Raw genomic sequence first — 13647 nt, forward strand, 5'->3', positions numbered from 1 at the left:
CAAAGCCGCGCCGTGGCCGCCGAGGTGGCGCGCCACGCGAACAGCGTGACGCTGGTGTGGCCCGCGCAGGGCCGGGTGGTCGAGCCGTTTGCCGCGGGCACGACGCGCGGCATCGAGATCGCCGGCAAGGCGGGCGATCCGGTGCTCGCCGCCGCCGACGGCAAGGTCATGTATGCAGGCACCGGTCTGAACGAGTACGGCAGCCTCATCATCGTCCAGCACAACAAGGACTTTCTGACGGCGTATTCGCATAATCGCCGCCTGCTGGTGAAGACCGGCGACATGGTGCATCAGGGCCAACAGATCGCCGAAATGGGCAACGAGAACAACGATCGCGTGGCGGTGCTGTTCGAAGTGCGCCGCGACGGCAAGCCGGTCGATCCGATGCCGTATCTGCCGACGCCGCAGAGCTGAAATCGCGCGTCGCGCCGAAAAACACAAACCGCCCTGATGCGTTGCCGCGTCAGGGCGGTTTTTTATCTGCGCGAACGGTGACCGTGCGCTTCCGGGAAGCGCGGCTTAGAACGCGTCGCCCGGCACGCGAACCCAGCCTTCCATCAGCACGCGCGCGCTGCGGCTCATGATGGCCTTGGTGACGGTCCATTCGCCTTCGTGCTGGCTGGCTTCGGCGCCTACGCGCAGCGTGCCCGACGGATGGCCGAAGCGCACGGCGTTGCGCTCGCCGCCGCCCGCCGCGAGATTCACGAGCGTGCCCGGAATGGCCGCCGCCGTGCCGATGGCCACGGCGGCCGTGCCCATCATGGCGTGATGCAGCTTGCCCATCGACATCGCGCGCACCAGCAGATCGACGTCGCCGGTTTCGATGCGCTTGCCGCTCGACGCCGTGTACGCCGCCGGCTTCGCGACGAAGGCGATCTTTGGCGTGTGCTGACGCGTGGCGATCTCGTCGAGCTGCTTGATGAGGCCCATGCGCAGCGCGCCGTACGCGCGGATGGTCTCGAACTTCTTGAGCGCCTCGGCGTCGCCGTTGATTGCGTCCTGCAACTCCGTGCCCGTGTAGCCGATGGCTTCGGCGTTCACGAAGATGGTGGGAATGCCCGCGTTGATCATGGTCGCTTTGAGCGTGCCGACGCCGGGCACTTCGAGGTCGTCCACGAGATGGCCGGTGGGGAACATCGCGCCGCCCGCGCCTTCTTCCTCGGCGGCGGGGTCGAGGAATTCGAGCTGGACTTCGGCGGCGGGGAAGGTCACGCCGTCGAGTTCGAAGTCGCCGGTTTCCTGCACCTGACCGTTCGTGACGGGCACGTGCGCGACGATGGTTTTGCCGATGTTGGCTTGCCAGATGCGGACGACCGCGACGCCGTTGTCGGGCACGCGCGAGGGATCGACGAGGCCGCTGCTGATCGCGAACGGGCCGACTGCCGCCGAGAGGTTGCCGCAGTTGCCGCTCCAGTCGACGAAGGCCTTGTCGATGGCGACCTGGCCGAACAGATAGTCGACGTCATGACCGGGGCGCTCGCTTTTCGCGACGATCACGGTCTTGCTCGTGCTGGAGGTGGCGCCGCCCATGCCGTCGATCTGCTTGCCGTAGGGGTCGGGGCTGCCGATCACGCGCATCAGCAGCCGGTCGCGCGCGACGCCGGGCTGTTGTGCGGCAGCGGGCAGATCCGGCAGGCGGAAGAACACGCCCTTGCTGGTGCCGCCGCGCAGGTAGGTGGCGGGAATCTTGATCTGGGGTTGATGACTCATAAAAATCCCGTGTCGAATTGTGCCCCCTCTCCCTGGGGAGAGGGGGCAGGGGAGTGGGGCTCGTCAGGCTTGCGCTGCTTCCAGAAAGTCTTGCGCAAAGCGTTGCAGTACACCGCCCGCTTCGTAAATCGAGACCTCCTCCGCCGTATCCAGGCGGCACGTCATCTGCACCTCCACACGCTCGCCGTTCTTGCGATTGATCACCAGCGTCAGCTCGGCGCGCGGCGTGCGCTCGCCGCGCACATCGAACGTCTCCGTGCCGTCGATACCGAGCGTCGTGCGGTTCGTGCCCGCCTTGAACTCCAGCGGCAGCACGCCCATGCCGATCAGGTTGGTGCGGTGAATCCGTTCGAAGCCCTCCGCCGCGATCACCTCCACGCCCGCGAGACGCACGCCCTTGGCCGCCCAGTCGCGCGACGATCCCTGGCCGTAATCCGCGCCCGCGATGATGATGAGCGGCTGCTTGCGGTCCATGTAGGTTTCGATCGCTTCCCACATGCGCACGACCTGGCCTTCCGGCTCGATGCGCGCCAGCGAACCCTTCTTCACCGCGCCGTCGACCACGGCCATTTCGTTGACGAGCGTGGGATTCGCGAACGTTGCGCGCTGCGCCGTCAGGTGATCGCCGCGGTGCGTCGCGTACGAGTTGAAATCCTCTTCGGGCAAGCCCATTTTCGCGAGGTATTCGCCCGCCGCGCTATCCGCCAGAATCGCGTTCGACGGCGACAGGTGGTCGGTCGTGATGTTGTCGCCGAGCACCGCGAGCGGACGCAGGCCGCGCAGCGTGCGTTCGCCCGCGAGCGCGCCTTCCCAGTACGGCGGGCGGCGGATGTAGGTGCTTTGCGCGCGCCAGTCGTAGAGCGGGTCGGTGGTTTCGCCGCTCGCCGCCGTGACCGCGAACATCGGTTCGTACACCTTGCGGAACTGCTCGGGCTTCACGCTTTGCGCCACGATGGCGTCGATTTCCTCGTCGCTCGGCCAGAGGTCTTTCAGATACACCGGCTGACCCTGCGGGTCCGTGCCGAGCGCATCCTTTTCGATGTCGAAGCGGATCGTGCCTGCGATCGCATACGCGACCACGAGCGGCGGCGAAGCCAGAAACGCCTGCTTCGCGTACGGATGAATGCGGCCGTCGAAATTGCGGTTGCCCGACAGCACGGCCGTCGCGTACAGATCGCGATCGACGATTTCCTGCTGGATCTTCGGATCAAGCGCGCCCGACATGCCGTTGCACGTGGTACACGCGAACGCGACGATGCCAAAGCCCAGCTTCTCCAGATCCGGCAGCAGCTTCGCTTCTTCCAGATACAGTTCCACGGCCTTCGAGCCCGGCGCAAGCGAGCTTTTCACCCACGGCTTGCGCGTGAGGCCGCGCGCGTTCGCATTGCGCGCGAGCAGCGCGGCGGCGATCACGTTGCGCGGATTGCTGGTGTTCGTGCAGCTCGTAATGGCCGCGATGATCACCGCGCCGTCGGGCATCTGGCCCGGCGTTTCCTCCCATTTCCCAGCGACGCCGCGTGCTGCGAGGTCGGACGTGGGCAGGCGCTTGTGCGGATTCGACGGCCCCGCCATATTGCGCACCACGCTCGACAGATCGAACGTGAGCGTGCGCTCGTACTGCGCGTGCGCGAGCGAATCGGCCCACAGGCCCGCGGTCTTCGCGTAAGTCTCGACCAGCTTCACCTGTTCTTCATCGCGGCCCGTGAGGCGCAGATACGCGAGCGTCTGATCGTCGATAAAGAACATCGCGGCCGTGGCGCCGTATTCGGGCGCCATGTTCGAGATGGTCGCGCGGTCGCCGAGCGTGAGGCTCGACGCGCCCGCGCCGCGGAATTCCAGATACGCGCCCACGACCTTTTCCTTGCGCAGGAATTCGGTCAGTGCGAGCACGATGTCGGTGGCCGTGATACCGGGCTGGCGCTTGCCCGTGAGCTCCACGCCGACGATGTCGGGCAGGCGCATCCACGAGGCGCGGCCGAGCATGACGTTCTCGGCTTCGAGGCCGCCGACGCCGATGGCGATCACGCCGAGCGCGTCCACGTGCGGCGTGTGGCTGTCGGTGCCCACGCAGGTGTCCGGATAGGCCACGCCGTCGTGCACACCGATCACCGGCGACATTTTCTCCAGATTGATCTGGTGCATGATGCCGTTGCCGGGCGGAATCACGTCGACGTTCTTGAAGGCCTTCTTCGTCCAGTTGATGAAGTCGAAGCGGTCTTCGTTGCGGCGGTCCTCGATCGCGCGGTTCTTCTTGAACGCGTCCGGATCGAAGCCGCCGCACTCCACGGCCAGCGAGTGATCGACGATCAGTTGCACCGGCACGACCGGATTCACCTTGGCCGGGTCGCCGCCTTGATCGGCGATGGCGTCGCGCAGGCCGGCGAGGTCGACGAGCGCGGTCTGGCCGAGAATGTCGTGGCAGACGACGCGCGCCGGATACCACGGGAAATCGAGGTCGCGCTTGCGCTCGACGAGCTGCGCGAGCGAGGCGTTGAGAGTGGCCGGTTCGCAGCGGCGCACGAGATTTTCGGCGAGCACGCGCGAGGTGTACGGCAGCGTGTCCCAGGCGCCGGGCTGGATGGCCTCGACGGCTTCGCGCGCGTCGAAGTAATCGAGCCGGGTGCCGGGCAGGGCTTTGCGATGGGCGGTATTCACGGCTTGGGGACCAATGGTTTGAGTAGGTTTGCAGCGGGTTGCCGCGGCGCGCGGCGCAGGCGACGACTTCACGCCGTCACTCTACGCACACGCGCCGCCGTCGTGCAGTCGTCCGCATGGTCTATGCCGTCCGGACGACTGGTGAGCACGAAGCGCGGATCAGCGCTTGCCGATCGGCACGAACTTGAGGTTTTCCGGACCGGTGTAGTTGGCGCTCGGGCGGATGATCTTGTTGTCGATGCGTTGCTCGATGATGTGCGCGCTCCAGCCTGCGGTGCGCGCGATCACGAACAGCGGCGTGAACATCGCGGTCGGCACGCCCATCATGTGATACGAAACGGCGCTGAACCAGTCGAGGTTCGGGAACATTTTCTTGACGTCCCACATCGTCGATTCGAGGCGCTCGGCGATCTCGAACAGCTTGAGATTCGACTGCTCCTTCGAGAGCTTTTTCGCGACTTCCTTGATCACCTTGTTGCGCGGGTCCGAGATCGTATAGACCGGATGGCCGAAGCCGATCACGACTTCCTTCTTCTCGACGCGCGCGCGAATGTCGGCTTCCGCCTGATCGGCGTCGTCGTAGCGCGACTGGATCTCGAACGCCACTTCGTTCGCGCCGCCGTGCTTCGGACCGCGCAGCGCGCCGATCGCGCCCGTGATCGCCGAGTAGATGTCCGCGCCCGTGCCCGCGATCACGCGGCCCGTGAAGGTCGAGGCGTTGAACTCGTGCTCGGCGTAGAGGTTGAGCGAGACGTGCATCGCATCGACCCACGACTTCGACGGCTCCACGCCGTGCAGCAGGTGCAGGAAATGGCCGCCGATCGAGTCGTCGTCGGTTTCCACTTCGATGCGCTTGCCGTTGTGCGAATAGTGATACCAGTACAGCAGCATCGAGCCGAGCGAGGCCATCAGGCGGTCGGCGATATCGCGCGCGCCCGGCAGGTTGTGATCGTCCTTCTCGGGCAGCACCGTGCCGAGCACGGAGACGCCCGTGCGCATCACGTCCATCGGATGCGCGGAGGCGGGCACCCATTCGAGCGCCGCCTTCACGTTCGCGGGCAGGCCGCGCAGCGCCTTGAGCCTGGTCTTGTACGCGGCGAGTTCGGCCGTGTTCGGCAGCTTGCCGTGCACCAGCAGATAGGCGACTTCCTCGAATTCGCACGCGGTGGCGAGATCGAGAATGTCGTAGCCGCGATAGTGCAGGTCATTGCCGGTGCGACCGACCGTGCACAGCGCGGTGTTGCCCGCCGCCACGCCCGAGAGCGCGACCGACTTCTTGGGCTTGAAACCGCCTGCGGCCTGCGTGCTGTTATCCGTTTCGCTCATGATGTCTTCCTCTCTTCTGGATGTCTCGAATGATTGGGGGGCGGCGCGGGCCGCTTACTTCTTCGCCGCGAACAGCGCGTCGAGCTTGTCTTCGTAAGCGTGATAGCCGAGGTACTTGTAGAGATCCTCGCGCGTCTGCATGGTCGACACGGCGGCTTTCTGCGTGCCGTCGCGCTTGACCGTCTCGTAGAAGTTCAGCGCCGCCGCGTTCATCGCACGATACGCGCCGCAGCAGTAGAGCGCGATGTCCACGTTCGCACTGTTGAGCTCGTCGGTCGTGAAAAACGGCGTCGAGCCGAACTCGGTCAAGTTCGCGAGGATCGGCACCTTCACGGCCGCGCGGAAACGGCGGTAGTCGTCGAGCGTCTTCATCGCTTCGGGGAAGATCATGTCCGCGCCCGCTTCCACGTAGGCGATGGCGCGCTCGATCGCGGCGTCGATGCCTTCCACGGCGGCCGCGTCGGTGCGCGCCATGATCACGAACTGGTCGTCGGTGCGCGCGTCCACGGCGGCCTTCACGCGGTCGACCATTTCGTCGGTCGGCACGACTTCCTTGCCCGGACGATGACCGCAGCGCTTCTGGCCCACCTGGTCTTCGAGGTGCACGGCCGCCACGCCCGCCTTGATGAACGACTTGATCGTGCGCGCGATGTTGAAGGCGCCGCCCCAGCCCGTGTCGATGTCCACCATCAGCGGAATGTCGACCGCGTCGGTGATGCGGCGCGCGTCGATCAGCACGTCGTCCATCGTGCTGATGCCGAGGTCCGGCACGCCCAGCGAGTTCGCGGCCACGCCGCCGCCGGAGAGATAGACGGCCTTGAAGCCGGTCTGCTCGGCGAGCTTCGCGGCGTAGGCGGTGATCGCGCCGACGACTTGCAGCGGGTGTTCGGTGGCCACGGCGGCGCGGAATTTCGCGCCGGCGCTCGAGGGGGATTTGCTGTTCATGTGTTGAGTCTCCGAAGGAACGGGCGCAGATACTGCAGATACCGTGCCAGCGCGAAGGCCTGCCGCTAACGCGTTGATTTTGCGCCGGATCGCGGCGCGTGTCGCTCACGCCCCGATTTCGAGAATGAAATGTTGATTTCAAATTTGAAATCGAGGCGCAATAATGAACGGAATCCCGTGAAATCCGCCGCAGTCAACTCATGAACCGCTTTCCCGCACCTTCGGAATTTCGCCCGCGCGTCTGGGCGATGGGCATCAGCCGCCTGCGCGATCTGTTCCGCGACATCGCGCGCGAATACGACGACCGCGCCGACCTGCGCGTGGTGCCGCGCGGCTTCGAGGAAGCCGCCGCCGAGATCGCCGCCGCCGGTCCGGGCCAACGCCCCGACGTGGTGGTGGCGGCCGGCTCGAACGGCACGTATCTGAAGTCGCGCGTCGATCTGCCCGTCGTGCTCGTGCAACCCACCGGCTTCGACGTGATGCAGGCGCTCGCCCGCGCACGCCGCGAGGCCGATCTGGTCGCGCTCGTCACCTACGGCGAGACGCCCAGCGAGGTGCGGCGCTTCGCGAGCGCCTATGGCATCGACGTGGTGTTCGCGTCGTATCGCACCGTGCAGGACGCCGAGGCCTGCGTGCTCGATCTGCGCGACCGCGGCGTGGGCGCGGTGGTCGGGCCGGGTCTCGTCAACGATCTCGCGGCGCGGCTCGGGCTGGTGCCGTTTTTCGTCTATTCGCGCTCGTCGGTGCATGCGGCGTTCGATAACGCGCTCGAAGTCGTGCAGGCCACGTGGCGCGAGACGCAGCGGCGTCAGCGGCTCGACAGCGTGTTGCAGCATCTGCGTGACGGCGTGGTCGCGCTCGATGCGCGCGGCCGCGTGGAGGCGATCAATCAGCGTCTCGCGGGCGTGCTGGGCATCGATCCGTCGACGGCGGCAGGGCAGCCGCTCGCCGCGCTCGCGCCCGACATCGCCTTCACGCTACCCGACGCCGACGGCGAATCGCTCGAAACCGTGCGCGGCGTGAGCTATGTCGTGCATCGCGGGCCGCTCGTCGACAACGGCGTGACCACAGGCGCGGTGCTGACGTTTCAGGAGTCGCGCGCGGTGGAGCGGCTCGACCGCACGCTGCGCTCGCGGCAGCGCACGCAGCAGTTCGTGGCGCGCTGGCGCATCGCCGATCTGAGCGGCGCGACGCCCGGCATCGCGCGCGTGCGGCAACTGGCGCAGCGTTACGCGAAATCGGATGCGACCGTGCTGATTCGCGGCGAAAGCGGCACCGGCAAGGAGATGGTCGCGCAGGGGCTGCATCGCGAAAGCGCGCGGCGCGATTTTCCGTTCGTCGCGATCAATTGCGGCGCGTTTCCGGAGGCGCTGCTGGAAAGCGAGCTGTTCGGCTACGAGGAAGGCGCGTTTACGGGCGCGCGGCGCGGCGGCAAGGTCGGGCTGATCGAGGCGGCGCATCGCGGCACGCTGTTTCTCGACGAGATCGGCGAAATGCCTTTGCCGCTGCAGAGCCGCTTGCTGCGCGTGCTGCAGGAGCGCGAAGTGGTGCGGCTGGGCGCGACGGAACCGACGCGCGTCGACGTGCGCGTTGTCGCCGCGACGCATCGCGCGCTGACCGAGCAGATCGAGACCGGCGCGTTTCGCGCGGACCTGTTTTATCGGCTGAATATTCTGAATCTGGCGATTCCGCCGCTGCGCGAACGGCGCGCCGATATCGAGCCGCTCGCCGCCGAACTGCTGCTGCAATCGGCGCGACGCGAGCCGCGCGTGGCGCTGAGAATCCGCACGCAGGACGATGCGACGCGCGCGCTCGCGCCGATCGGCGGCGCGCTCGAACGCCATGCGTGGCCCGGCAATGTGCGCGAGTTGCAGAACGTGGTCGAGCGGATCGTGGTGGAACTCGCGGATTCCGATGTGGACGTGATCACGCCCGAGGTGTTGCGCGCGATCGCGCCGGAAGTGTTCGCGGCGGCGCGCGAGGCGTCGTTGGGCGCAGCGTCGCGCGATATCGACAACGATACGCCGCCAGAACCCGGCGACGCCCCGCCGACGCTGCGCGAGCGCACCCTGAGCGCGCAGGCCGACGAAATCCGCGCGGCGCTCGACGCCTGCGGCGGCGACCGCGAGCGCGTGTGCGAACAGCTCGGCATCAGCAAGACCACGCTGTGGCGGCGCTTGCGGGCCGCGAAGCGCTGATCCTATGCGTTAACTGACGCGTGCAACCCAGGCGCGCCGCGCGGCCTCAGTTCTTGATGCCGTTGAGCAGTTGCGCGACCGCGCCGTGCAGATGCAGCACCTCGGGACTCTTTTGCAGAAGCGCCTGATAGCGCTCGTAGAACTCCTTCGATTCCTCGCCCGAGAACAGCCCCGACACGCCTTCCACCGCGCCCACGCGGTCTTCGGGTTTGGCGTCCTTGGCGTCGAGCGTTTCGTCCACGTTGGCGATCACCGTCGAGAGCGGCATCAGCCAGCGATAACCCGTCCCGTTGATCAGCGCCTGCAAAAAGGCGGCGGGCGTGGTCGCGCCGAACTCGCGTTCGTACTCGGCGCGCTCGTGGTCGAGGATCGCCTTGTGCAGCGTGAGCAGGGGCTTGCGGATCTCGTTGAGAAATTGAATCGCGCGGGCTTCGTCCATCGTGGCGGCTCCTTCGAAAGTGGGCGACGCGGCGCGCAGGCGCCGTCGCAATCTTGAATTTATCGATGGTAGCGCAAGGGCCGCCTGCGCGTCGTTATCATGCGGCGCGCATGCGCCGGCGCTTGCATGACGCTCGCGCTTCAACGCCTCGGCGGCACGCTTGTCGGCAGGTCTTTAATGTCGGCGCTACACTCCGCGAATCCTCGCAAGGCCGCATGGCGTGGGATCCGCGCCCCGTCCGCGTGATTTGCGCGGCGCGCCGGAACAACGCGCACGCCAGGCCTTCGATTGATCGACGATAACCGACAAATCCCCACACCGGAGAGCCGCCCCATGACGACGTTAACCATTAACGGCGAGACCCACACGATCGACGCGCCACCCGACATGCCGCTGCTCTGGGTGCTGCGCGACATCGTCGGCCTGACCGGCACGAAGTTCGGTTGCGGCATTGCGCAATGCGGCGCGTGCACCGTGCATCTCGACGGCGTCGCGGTGCGCTCGTGCGTGCTGCCCGTCGCGGCGCTCGAAGGCCGCAAGATCACGACGATCGAAGCCGTGGGCGCGACGCCCGCGGGCCAGAAAGTGCAGAAGGCCTGGCGCGTGATCGACGTGGTGCAGTGCGGCTACTGTCAGTCCGGGCAGGTGATGTCGGCGGCGGCGCTGCTGGCGGCGAATCCCAACCCGAGCGATGCCGACATCGACGCCGCCATGACCGGCAACATCTGCCGCTGCGGCACCTATAGCCGCATCCGCGCGGCGATCAAGCAAGCCGCGAAGGAGGCCTGAGATGTCACAAGGTCTTCTCGACGCGCAAAACGGCGCGGCGCACGCGCGCGCCGCTCAATCGCAGGTTTCGCGCCGCGCGTTTCTCAAGCTCGGCGCGGCGGCGGGTGGCGGTCTGCTGCTCGGTTTCAGCTTCTCGGCGGGCGCGCAGGGCGATAGCGCCGCGCGCCGCTCGGTGGTCGGCGGCGACGGCAACGAGACGCCGCAATCGGGCGTGTTCGAGCCGAACGCGTTCATCCAGATCGACCGCGCGGGCAAGGTCACGCTGATCATCCCGAAGGTGGAGATGGGGCAGGGCGTGTACACGTCGATTCCGATGCTGATCGCCGAAGAACTCGAAGTGCCGCTCGACAGCGTGACGCTCGATCACGCGCCGCCCGACGCGAAACTGTTCACCGATCCGCTGCTCGGCGGCCAGCTGACCGGCGGCTCGACCTCGATCCGCTATGCGTGGGAGCCGATGCGCCAGGCGGGCGCGACCGCGCGCGCCGCGCTGATCGCGGCGGCGGCGCAGCAATGGCAGGTCGATCCGGCCAGTTGCCACGCGAAGAGCGGCCAGGTGCTGCACGACGCGAGCGGGCGCCGCGCCGCCTACGGCGAACTCGTCGACGCCGCCGCGAAGCTGCCCGCGCCGCAGAACGTGGCGCTCAAGAGCCCGAAGGATTTCACGCTGATCGGCAAGCCGACCCGACGCCTCGACTCGCCCGAGAAGGTGGACGGCTCGGCGCTGTTCGGCCTCGACGTGCGGCTGCCCGGCATGGTCTACGCGGCCATCGTCAATTGTCCGGTGTTCGGCGGCACGCTCGTGCGCGTGGACGACACGCACGCGCGCAAGATTCCGGGCGTCACGCAGATCGTCAAGATCGACAACGGCGTGGCCGTGATCGGCGCGCACACGTGGGCCGCGAAGCGCGGCGCGGCGGCGCTCGTGATCGAGTGGAACGAAGGCGCGGCGGCGAATCTGTCGATGCAGCAGATCGTCGGCGATCTGGCGAATGCGGCACAGCAGCAGCCGGGCGCGGTCGCGCGCAAGGACGGCGACGTGCAGCAGGCGTTCAACGGCGCGAAAACGCGCGTCGAGGCCGTGTACGAGCAGCCGTTTCTCGCGCACGCCACGATGGAGCCAATCAACTGCACCGTGCACGTGCGCGCCGATGCCTGCGAGATCTGGGTCGGCACCCAGGTGCCCACGCGCGCGGTCGATGCGGGCGTGGCCGTCACCGGTCTCAAGCCCGAGCAGATCGTGCTGCACAACCATCTGCTCGGCGGCGGTTTCGGGCGGCGTCTGGAAGTCGATGCGATCATCCAGGCGCTCAAGGTCGGCAAGCAGGTGAGCACGCCGGTCAAGGTGTTCTGGACGCGCGAGGAGGACATCCAGCACGACATGTACCGGCCGTATTACTACGACCGCATCTCGGCGGGGCTCGACGCGAACGGCAAGCCGGCGGCGTGGCAGCACCGCATCGTCGGCTCGTCGATCATGGCGCGTTTCGCGCCGCCCGCGTTCAAGAACGGCGTCGATCCCGACGCGGTGGAAGTGGCCGTCGATCTGCCGTACGACCTGCCGAATCAGCTGATCGAATACGTGCGCCAGGAGCCGCATACGGTGCCGACCGCGTTCTGGCGCGGCGTCGGCCCGACGCGCGGCACCTTCGTGGTCGAGAGCTTCGTCGACGAATGCGCGGCGGCCGCGAAAACCGATCCCGTGACTTATCGGCGCAATCTGCTCGGCAAGTCGCCGCGCGCGCTGGGCGTGCTCGACGTCGCCACGCGTGCGGCCAACTGGGGGCCGCCGATGCCGAAGGGACAAGGGCGCGGCGTCTCGGTGATGCACGCGTTCGGCAGCTTCTTCGCGATGGTCGCCGACGTGACCGTGACCGACGGCGAGGTGCGCGTGAATCGCGTGGTGGCGGCCGTCGATTGCGGCATGGTCGTGAACCCGACCACGATCGAGGCGCAGGTGCAGGGCGGCATCGTGTTCGGCATCACGGCCGCGCTGTATGGCGAGATCACGATCGAGCGCGGCCGCGTCACGCAGACCAATTTCACCGACTACCGGATTCTGCGCATCGACGAATCGCCCGTGATCGAGGTGCATATCGTGCCCAGCACGGAAGCGCCGGGCGGGATCGGCGAACCGGGCACGGCGGCGCTCGCGCCCGCGGTCACGAACGCGATCTATGCGGCGACCGGCACGCGGCTGCGCAAGCTGCCGGTGGGCCGTCAGCTCATGAACACGAAAACGGCTTGAGGAGGCGACGACGATGAAAACGATCCACAGCGCCGCCATGCTTGCCGTCACGCGCATGGCCTTCGCCGCGCTCGCCTGCACGCTCGCGCCGCAGTTCGCGTATGCACAGGACAACGCCACGCCCGCGACATCCGCTAACTCTGCCGATAACGCGCTGATCCAGCGCGGCGCTTACCTCGCCGCCGCCGGAGACTGCGCGGCCTGCCACACCGCGCCGCACGGCAAGCCGTTCGCGGGCGGCCTGCCGATGAGCACGCCGCTCGGCCACATCTACACGACCAACATCACGCCCGATCCGGACACGGGCATCGGCGGCTACGCCCAGGCCGATTTCGCGCGCGCGCTGCGCGAGGGCGTGGCGAAGGACGGCCACAATCTCTACCCGGCGATGCCGTATCCGTCCTATGCGAAGGTGCGCGACGACGACGTGGCCGCGCTCTACGCGTACTTCATGCACGGCGTGCAGCCCGTGAAACAGGCCAATCGCGACAGCGACATCAAGTGGCCGATGAACATGCGCTGGCCGCTCAAGATCTGGAACGTGTTCTTCCTCAAGAAGGGCCCGTACCAGGACAAGCCGGACAAGGACGCCGCATGGAATCGCGGCGCGTATCTCGTGCAAGGGCTCGGCCATTGCGGTTCGTGCCACACGCCGCGCGGCATCGGCTTCAACGAGCAGGCGCTCGACGAGAGCGGCAACGCGTTCCTCACGGGCGCGCTGCTCGACAACTGGTACGCATCGAATCTGACGGGCGAGCACAACACGGGGCTCGGACGCTGGAGCGAGGCCGACCTCGCGCAGTTCCTCAAGACGGGCGCGAACCAGCACGCGTCGGCGTTCGGTGCGATGACGAGCGTCATCAACAACAGCACGCAGGCGATGAACGACGCGGACGTGCAGGCGATGTCCGCGTATCTGAAATCGCTGCCGCCGGCGGGCGGCGATGGCGCGCCCGCCTATGCGTACGATCCGCAGGCGACGAAGGTGTCGCTCGGACGCCCCGCGAACGACGCGGGCGCGCGCGTCTACACGGCGTTCTGCATGCACTGTCACGGCGCCGACGGACGCGGTTTCGCGCCGATGTTCGCGCCGCTGGCGGGCAATCCGAACGTGCTCGAAAAGGACGCGTCGTCGCTCATCAACGTCACGCTCAACGGCACCGGCGACCTGGTGATCCAGGGCATCCCGGCGCCGTATCCGATGCCCGCGTATCGCGACCAGCTCAACGACCAGCAGATCGCCGAGGTGCTGAGCTTTATCCGCGCGGGCTGGAACAACAAGAGCGGCGCGGTGGGCGCGGCGGACGTCGCGAAATTGCGCGGCGCGACGCAGTCGA

The 13647-nt window shown here is 67.2% G+C and carries 10 protein-coding genes; 5 read left to right on the forward strand and 5 right to left on the reverse strand.

Annotated features, from left to right (window positions below; genetic code table 11):
- Positions 1 to 414: peptidoglycan DD-metalloendopeptidase family protein (locus G3N97_RS29595; protein WP_205996495.1), on the forward strand; the 414-nt coding region annotated here is incomplete at its 5' end.
- 105 nt (positions 415 to 519) lie between these two features.
- Here the strand turns inward: G3N97_RS29595 and prpF are convergent.
- The 4 genes from prpF to prpB form a co-directional block, all read right to left on the reverse strand.
- A complete protein-coding gene (gene prpF, locus G3N97_RS29600) occupies positions 520 to 1710 on the reverse strand; it encodes a 2-methylaconitate cis-trans isomerase PrpF (RefSeq protein ID WP_205996496.1) in 1191 nt (396 codons plus the stop codon).
- 63 nt (positions 1711 to 1773) lie between these two features.
- Positions 1774 to 4365 carry a Fe/S-dependent 2-methylisocitrate dehydratase AcnD gene (acnD, locus tag G3N97_RS29605; protein ID WP_205996497.1) on the reverse strand — a complete coding sequence of 864 codons (2592 nt, stop codon included), beginning with the start codon at positions 4363 to 4365 and terminating at the stop codon, positions 1774 to 1776.
- A 159-nt stretch (positions 4366 to 4524) separates the two neighbouring features.
- Entirely contained in the window at positions 4525 to 5691 is a 1167-nt protein-coding gene (gene prpC / locus G3N97_RS29610) for a 2-methylcitrate synthase (protein WP_205996498.1), read from the reverse strand.
- 54 nt (positions 5692 to 5745) lie between these two features.
- Complete coding sequence (prpB, locus tag G3N97_RS29615) at positions 5746 to 6636, reverse strand: methylisocitrate lyase (RefSeq protein ID WP_205996499.1); 891 nt, start codon at positions 6634 to 6636, stop codon at positions 5746 to 5748.
- Between the two features lie 200 nt (positions 6637 to 6836).
- On the opposite strand from prpB, the gene prpR reads away from it, so the two are divergent.
- Positions 6837 to 8834 (forward strand): propionate catabolism operon regulatory protein PrpR, encoded by a 1998-nt coding sequence (prpR, locus tag G3N97_RS29620; protein WP_205996500.1) that lies wholly within the window; start codon positions 6837 to 6839, stop codon positions 8832 to 8834.
- Positions 8835 to 8880: 46 nt separating this feature from the next.
- Here the strand turns inward: prpR and G3N97_RS29625 are convergent, their stop codons facing one another.
- Positions 8881 to 9273 (reverse strand): hypothetical protein, encoded by a 393-nt coding sequence (locus G3N97_RS29625; RefSeq protein ID WP_205996501.1) that lies wholly within the window; start codon positions 9271 to 9273, stop codon positions 8881 to 8883.
- 333 nt (positions 9274 to 9606) lie between these two features.
- Between G3N97_RS29625 and G3N97_RS29630 the strand changes: the two genes are divergently transcribed.
- The 3 genes from G3N97_RS29630 to G3N97_RS29640 form a co-directional block, all read left to right on the forward strand.
- A complete protein-coding gene (locus G3N97_RS29630) occupies positions 9607 to 10062 on the forward strand; it encodes a (2Fe-2S)-binding protein (RefSeq protein ID WP_065059480.1) in 456 nt (151 codons plus the stop codon).
- Between the two features lies 1 nt (position 10063).
- On the forward strand, positions 10064 to 12310 hold the full coding sequence (locus tag G3N97_RS29635; RefSeq protein ID WP_205996502.1) for a xanthine dehydrogenase family protein molybdopterin-binding subunit: 2247 nt from the start codon (positions 10064 to 10066) through the stop codon (positions 12308 to 12310).
- Between the two features lie 37 nt (positions 12311 to 12347).
- A partial coding sequence (locus G3N97_RS29640) for a cytochrome c (protein ID WP_205996503.1) occupies positions 12348 to 13647 on the forward strand: 1300 nt, incomplete at its 3' end.

The organism is Paraburkholderia sp. Ac-20347, from assembly GCF_017104805.1.
In the GTDB taxonomy this organism is placed as follows: Bacteria; Pseudomonadota; Gammaproteobacteria; order Burkholderiales; family Burkholderiaceae; genus Paraburkholderia; species Paraburkholderia tropica.

Excerpts from the sequence above, each read along its gene's own strand:
- G3N97_RS29625 (WP_205996501.1), bottom strand. The coding sequence starts at position 9,273 with ATGGACGAAGCCCGCGCGATTCAATTTCTCAACGAGATCCGCAAGCCC.
- G3N97_RS29630 (WP_065059480.1), top strand. The coding sequence starts at position 9,607 with ATGACGACGTTAACCATTAACGGCGAGACCCACACGATCGACGCGCCA.
- prpC (WP_205996498.1), bottom strand. The coding sequence starts at position 5,691 with ATGAGCGAAACGGATAACAGCACGCAGGCCGCAGGCGGTTTCAAGCCC.
- prpR (WP_205996500.1), top strand. The coding sequence starts at position 6,837 with ATGAACCGCTTTCCCGCACCTTCGGAATTTCGCCCGCGCGTCTGGGCG.
- G3N97_RS29635 (WP_205996502.1), top strand. The coding sequence starts at position 10,064 with ATGTCACAAGGTCTTCTCGACGCGCAAAACGGCGCGGCGCACGCGCGC.
- prpF (WP_205996496.1), bottom strand. The coding sequence starts at position 1,710 with ATGAGTCATCAACCCCAGATCAAGATTCCCGCCACCTACCTGCGCGGC.
- prpB (WP_205996499.1), bottom strand. The coding sequence starts at position 6,636 with ATGAACAGCAAATCCCCCTCGAGCGCCGGCGCGAAATTCCGCGCCGCC.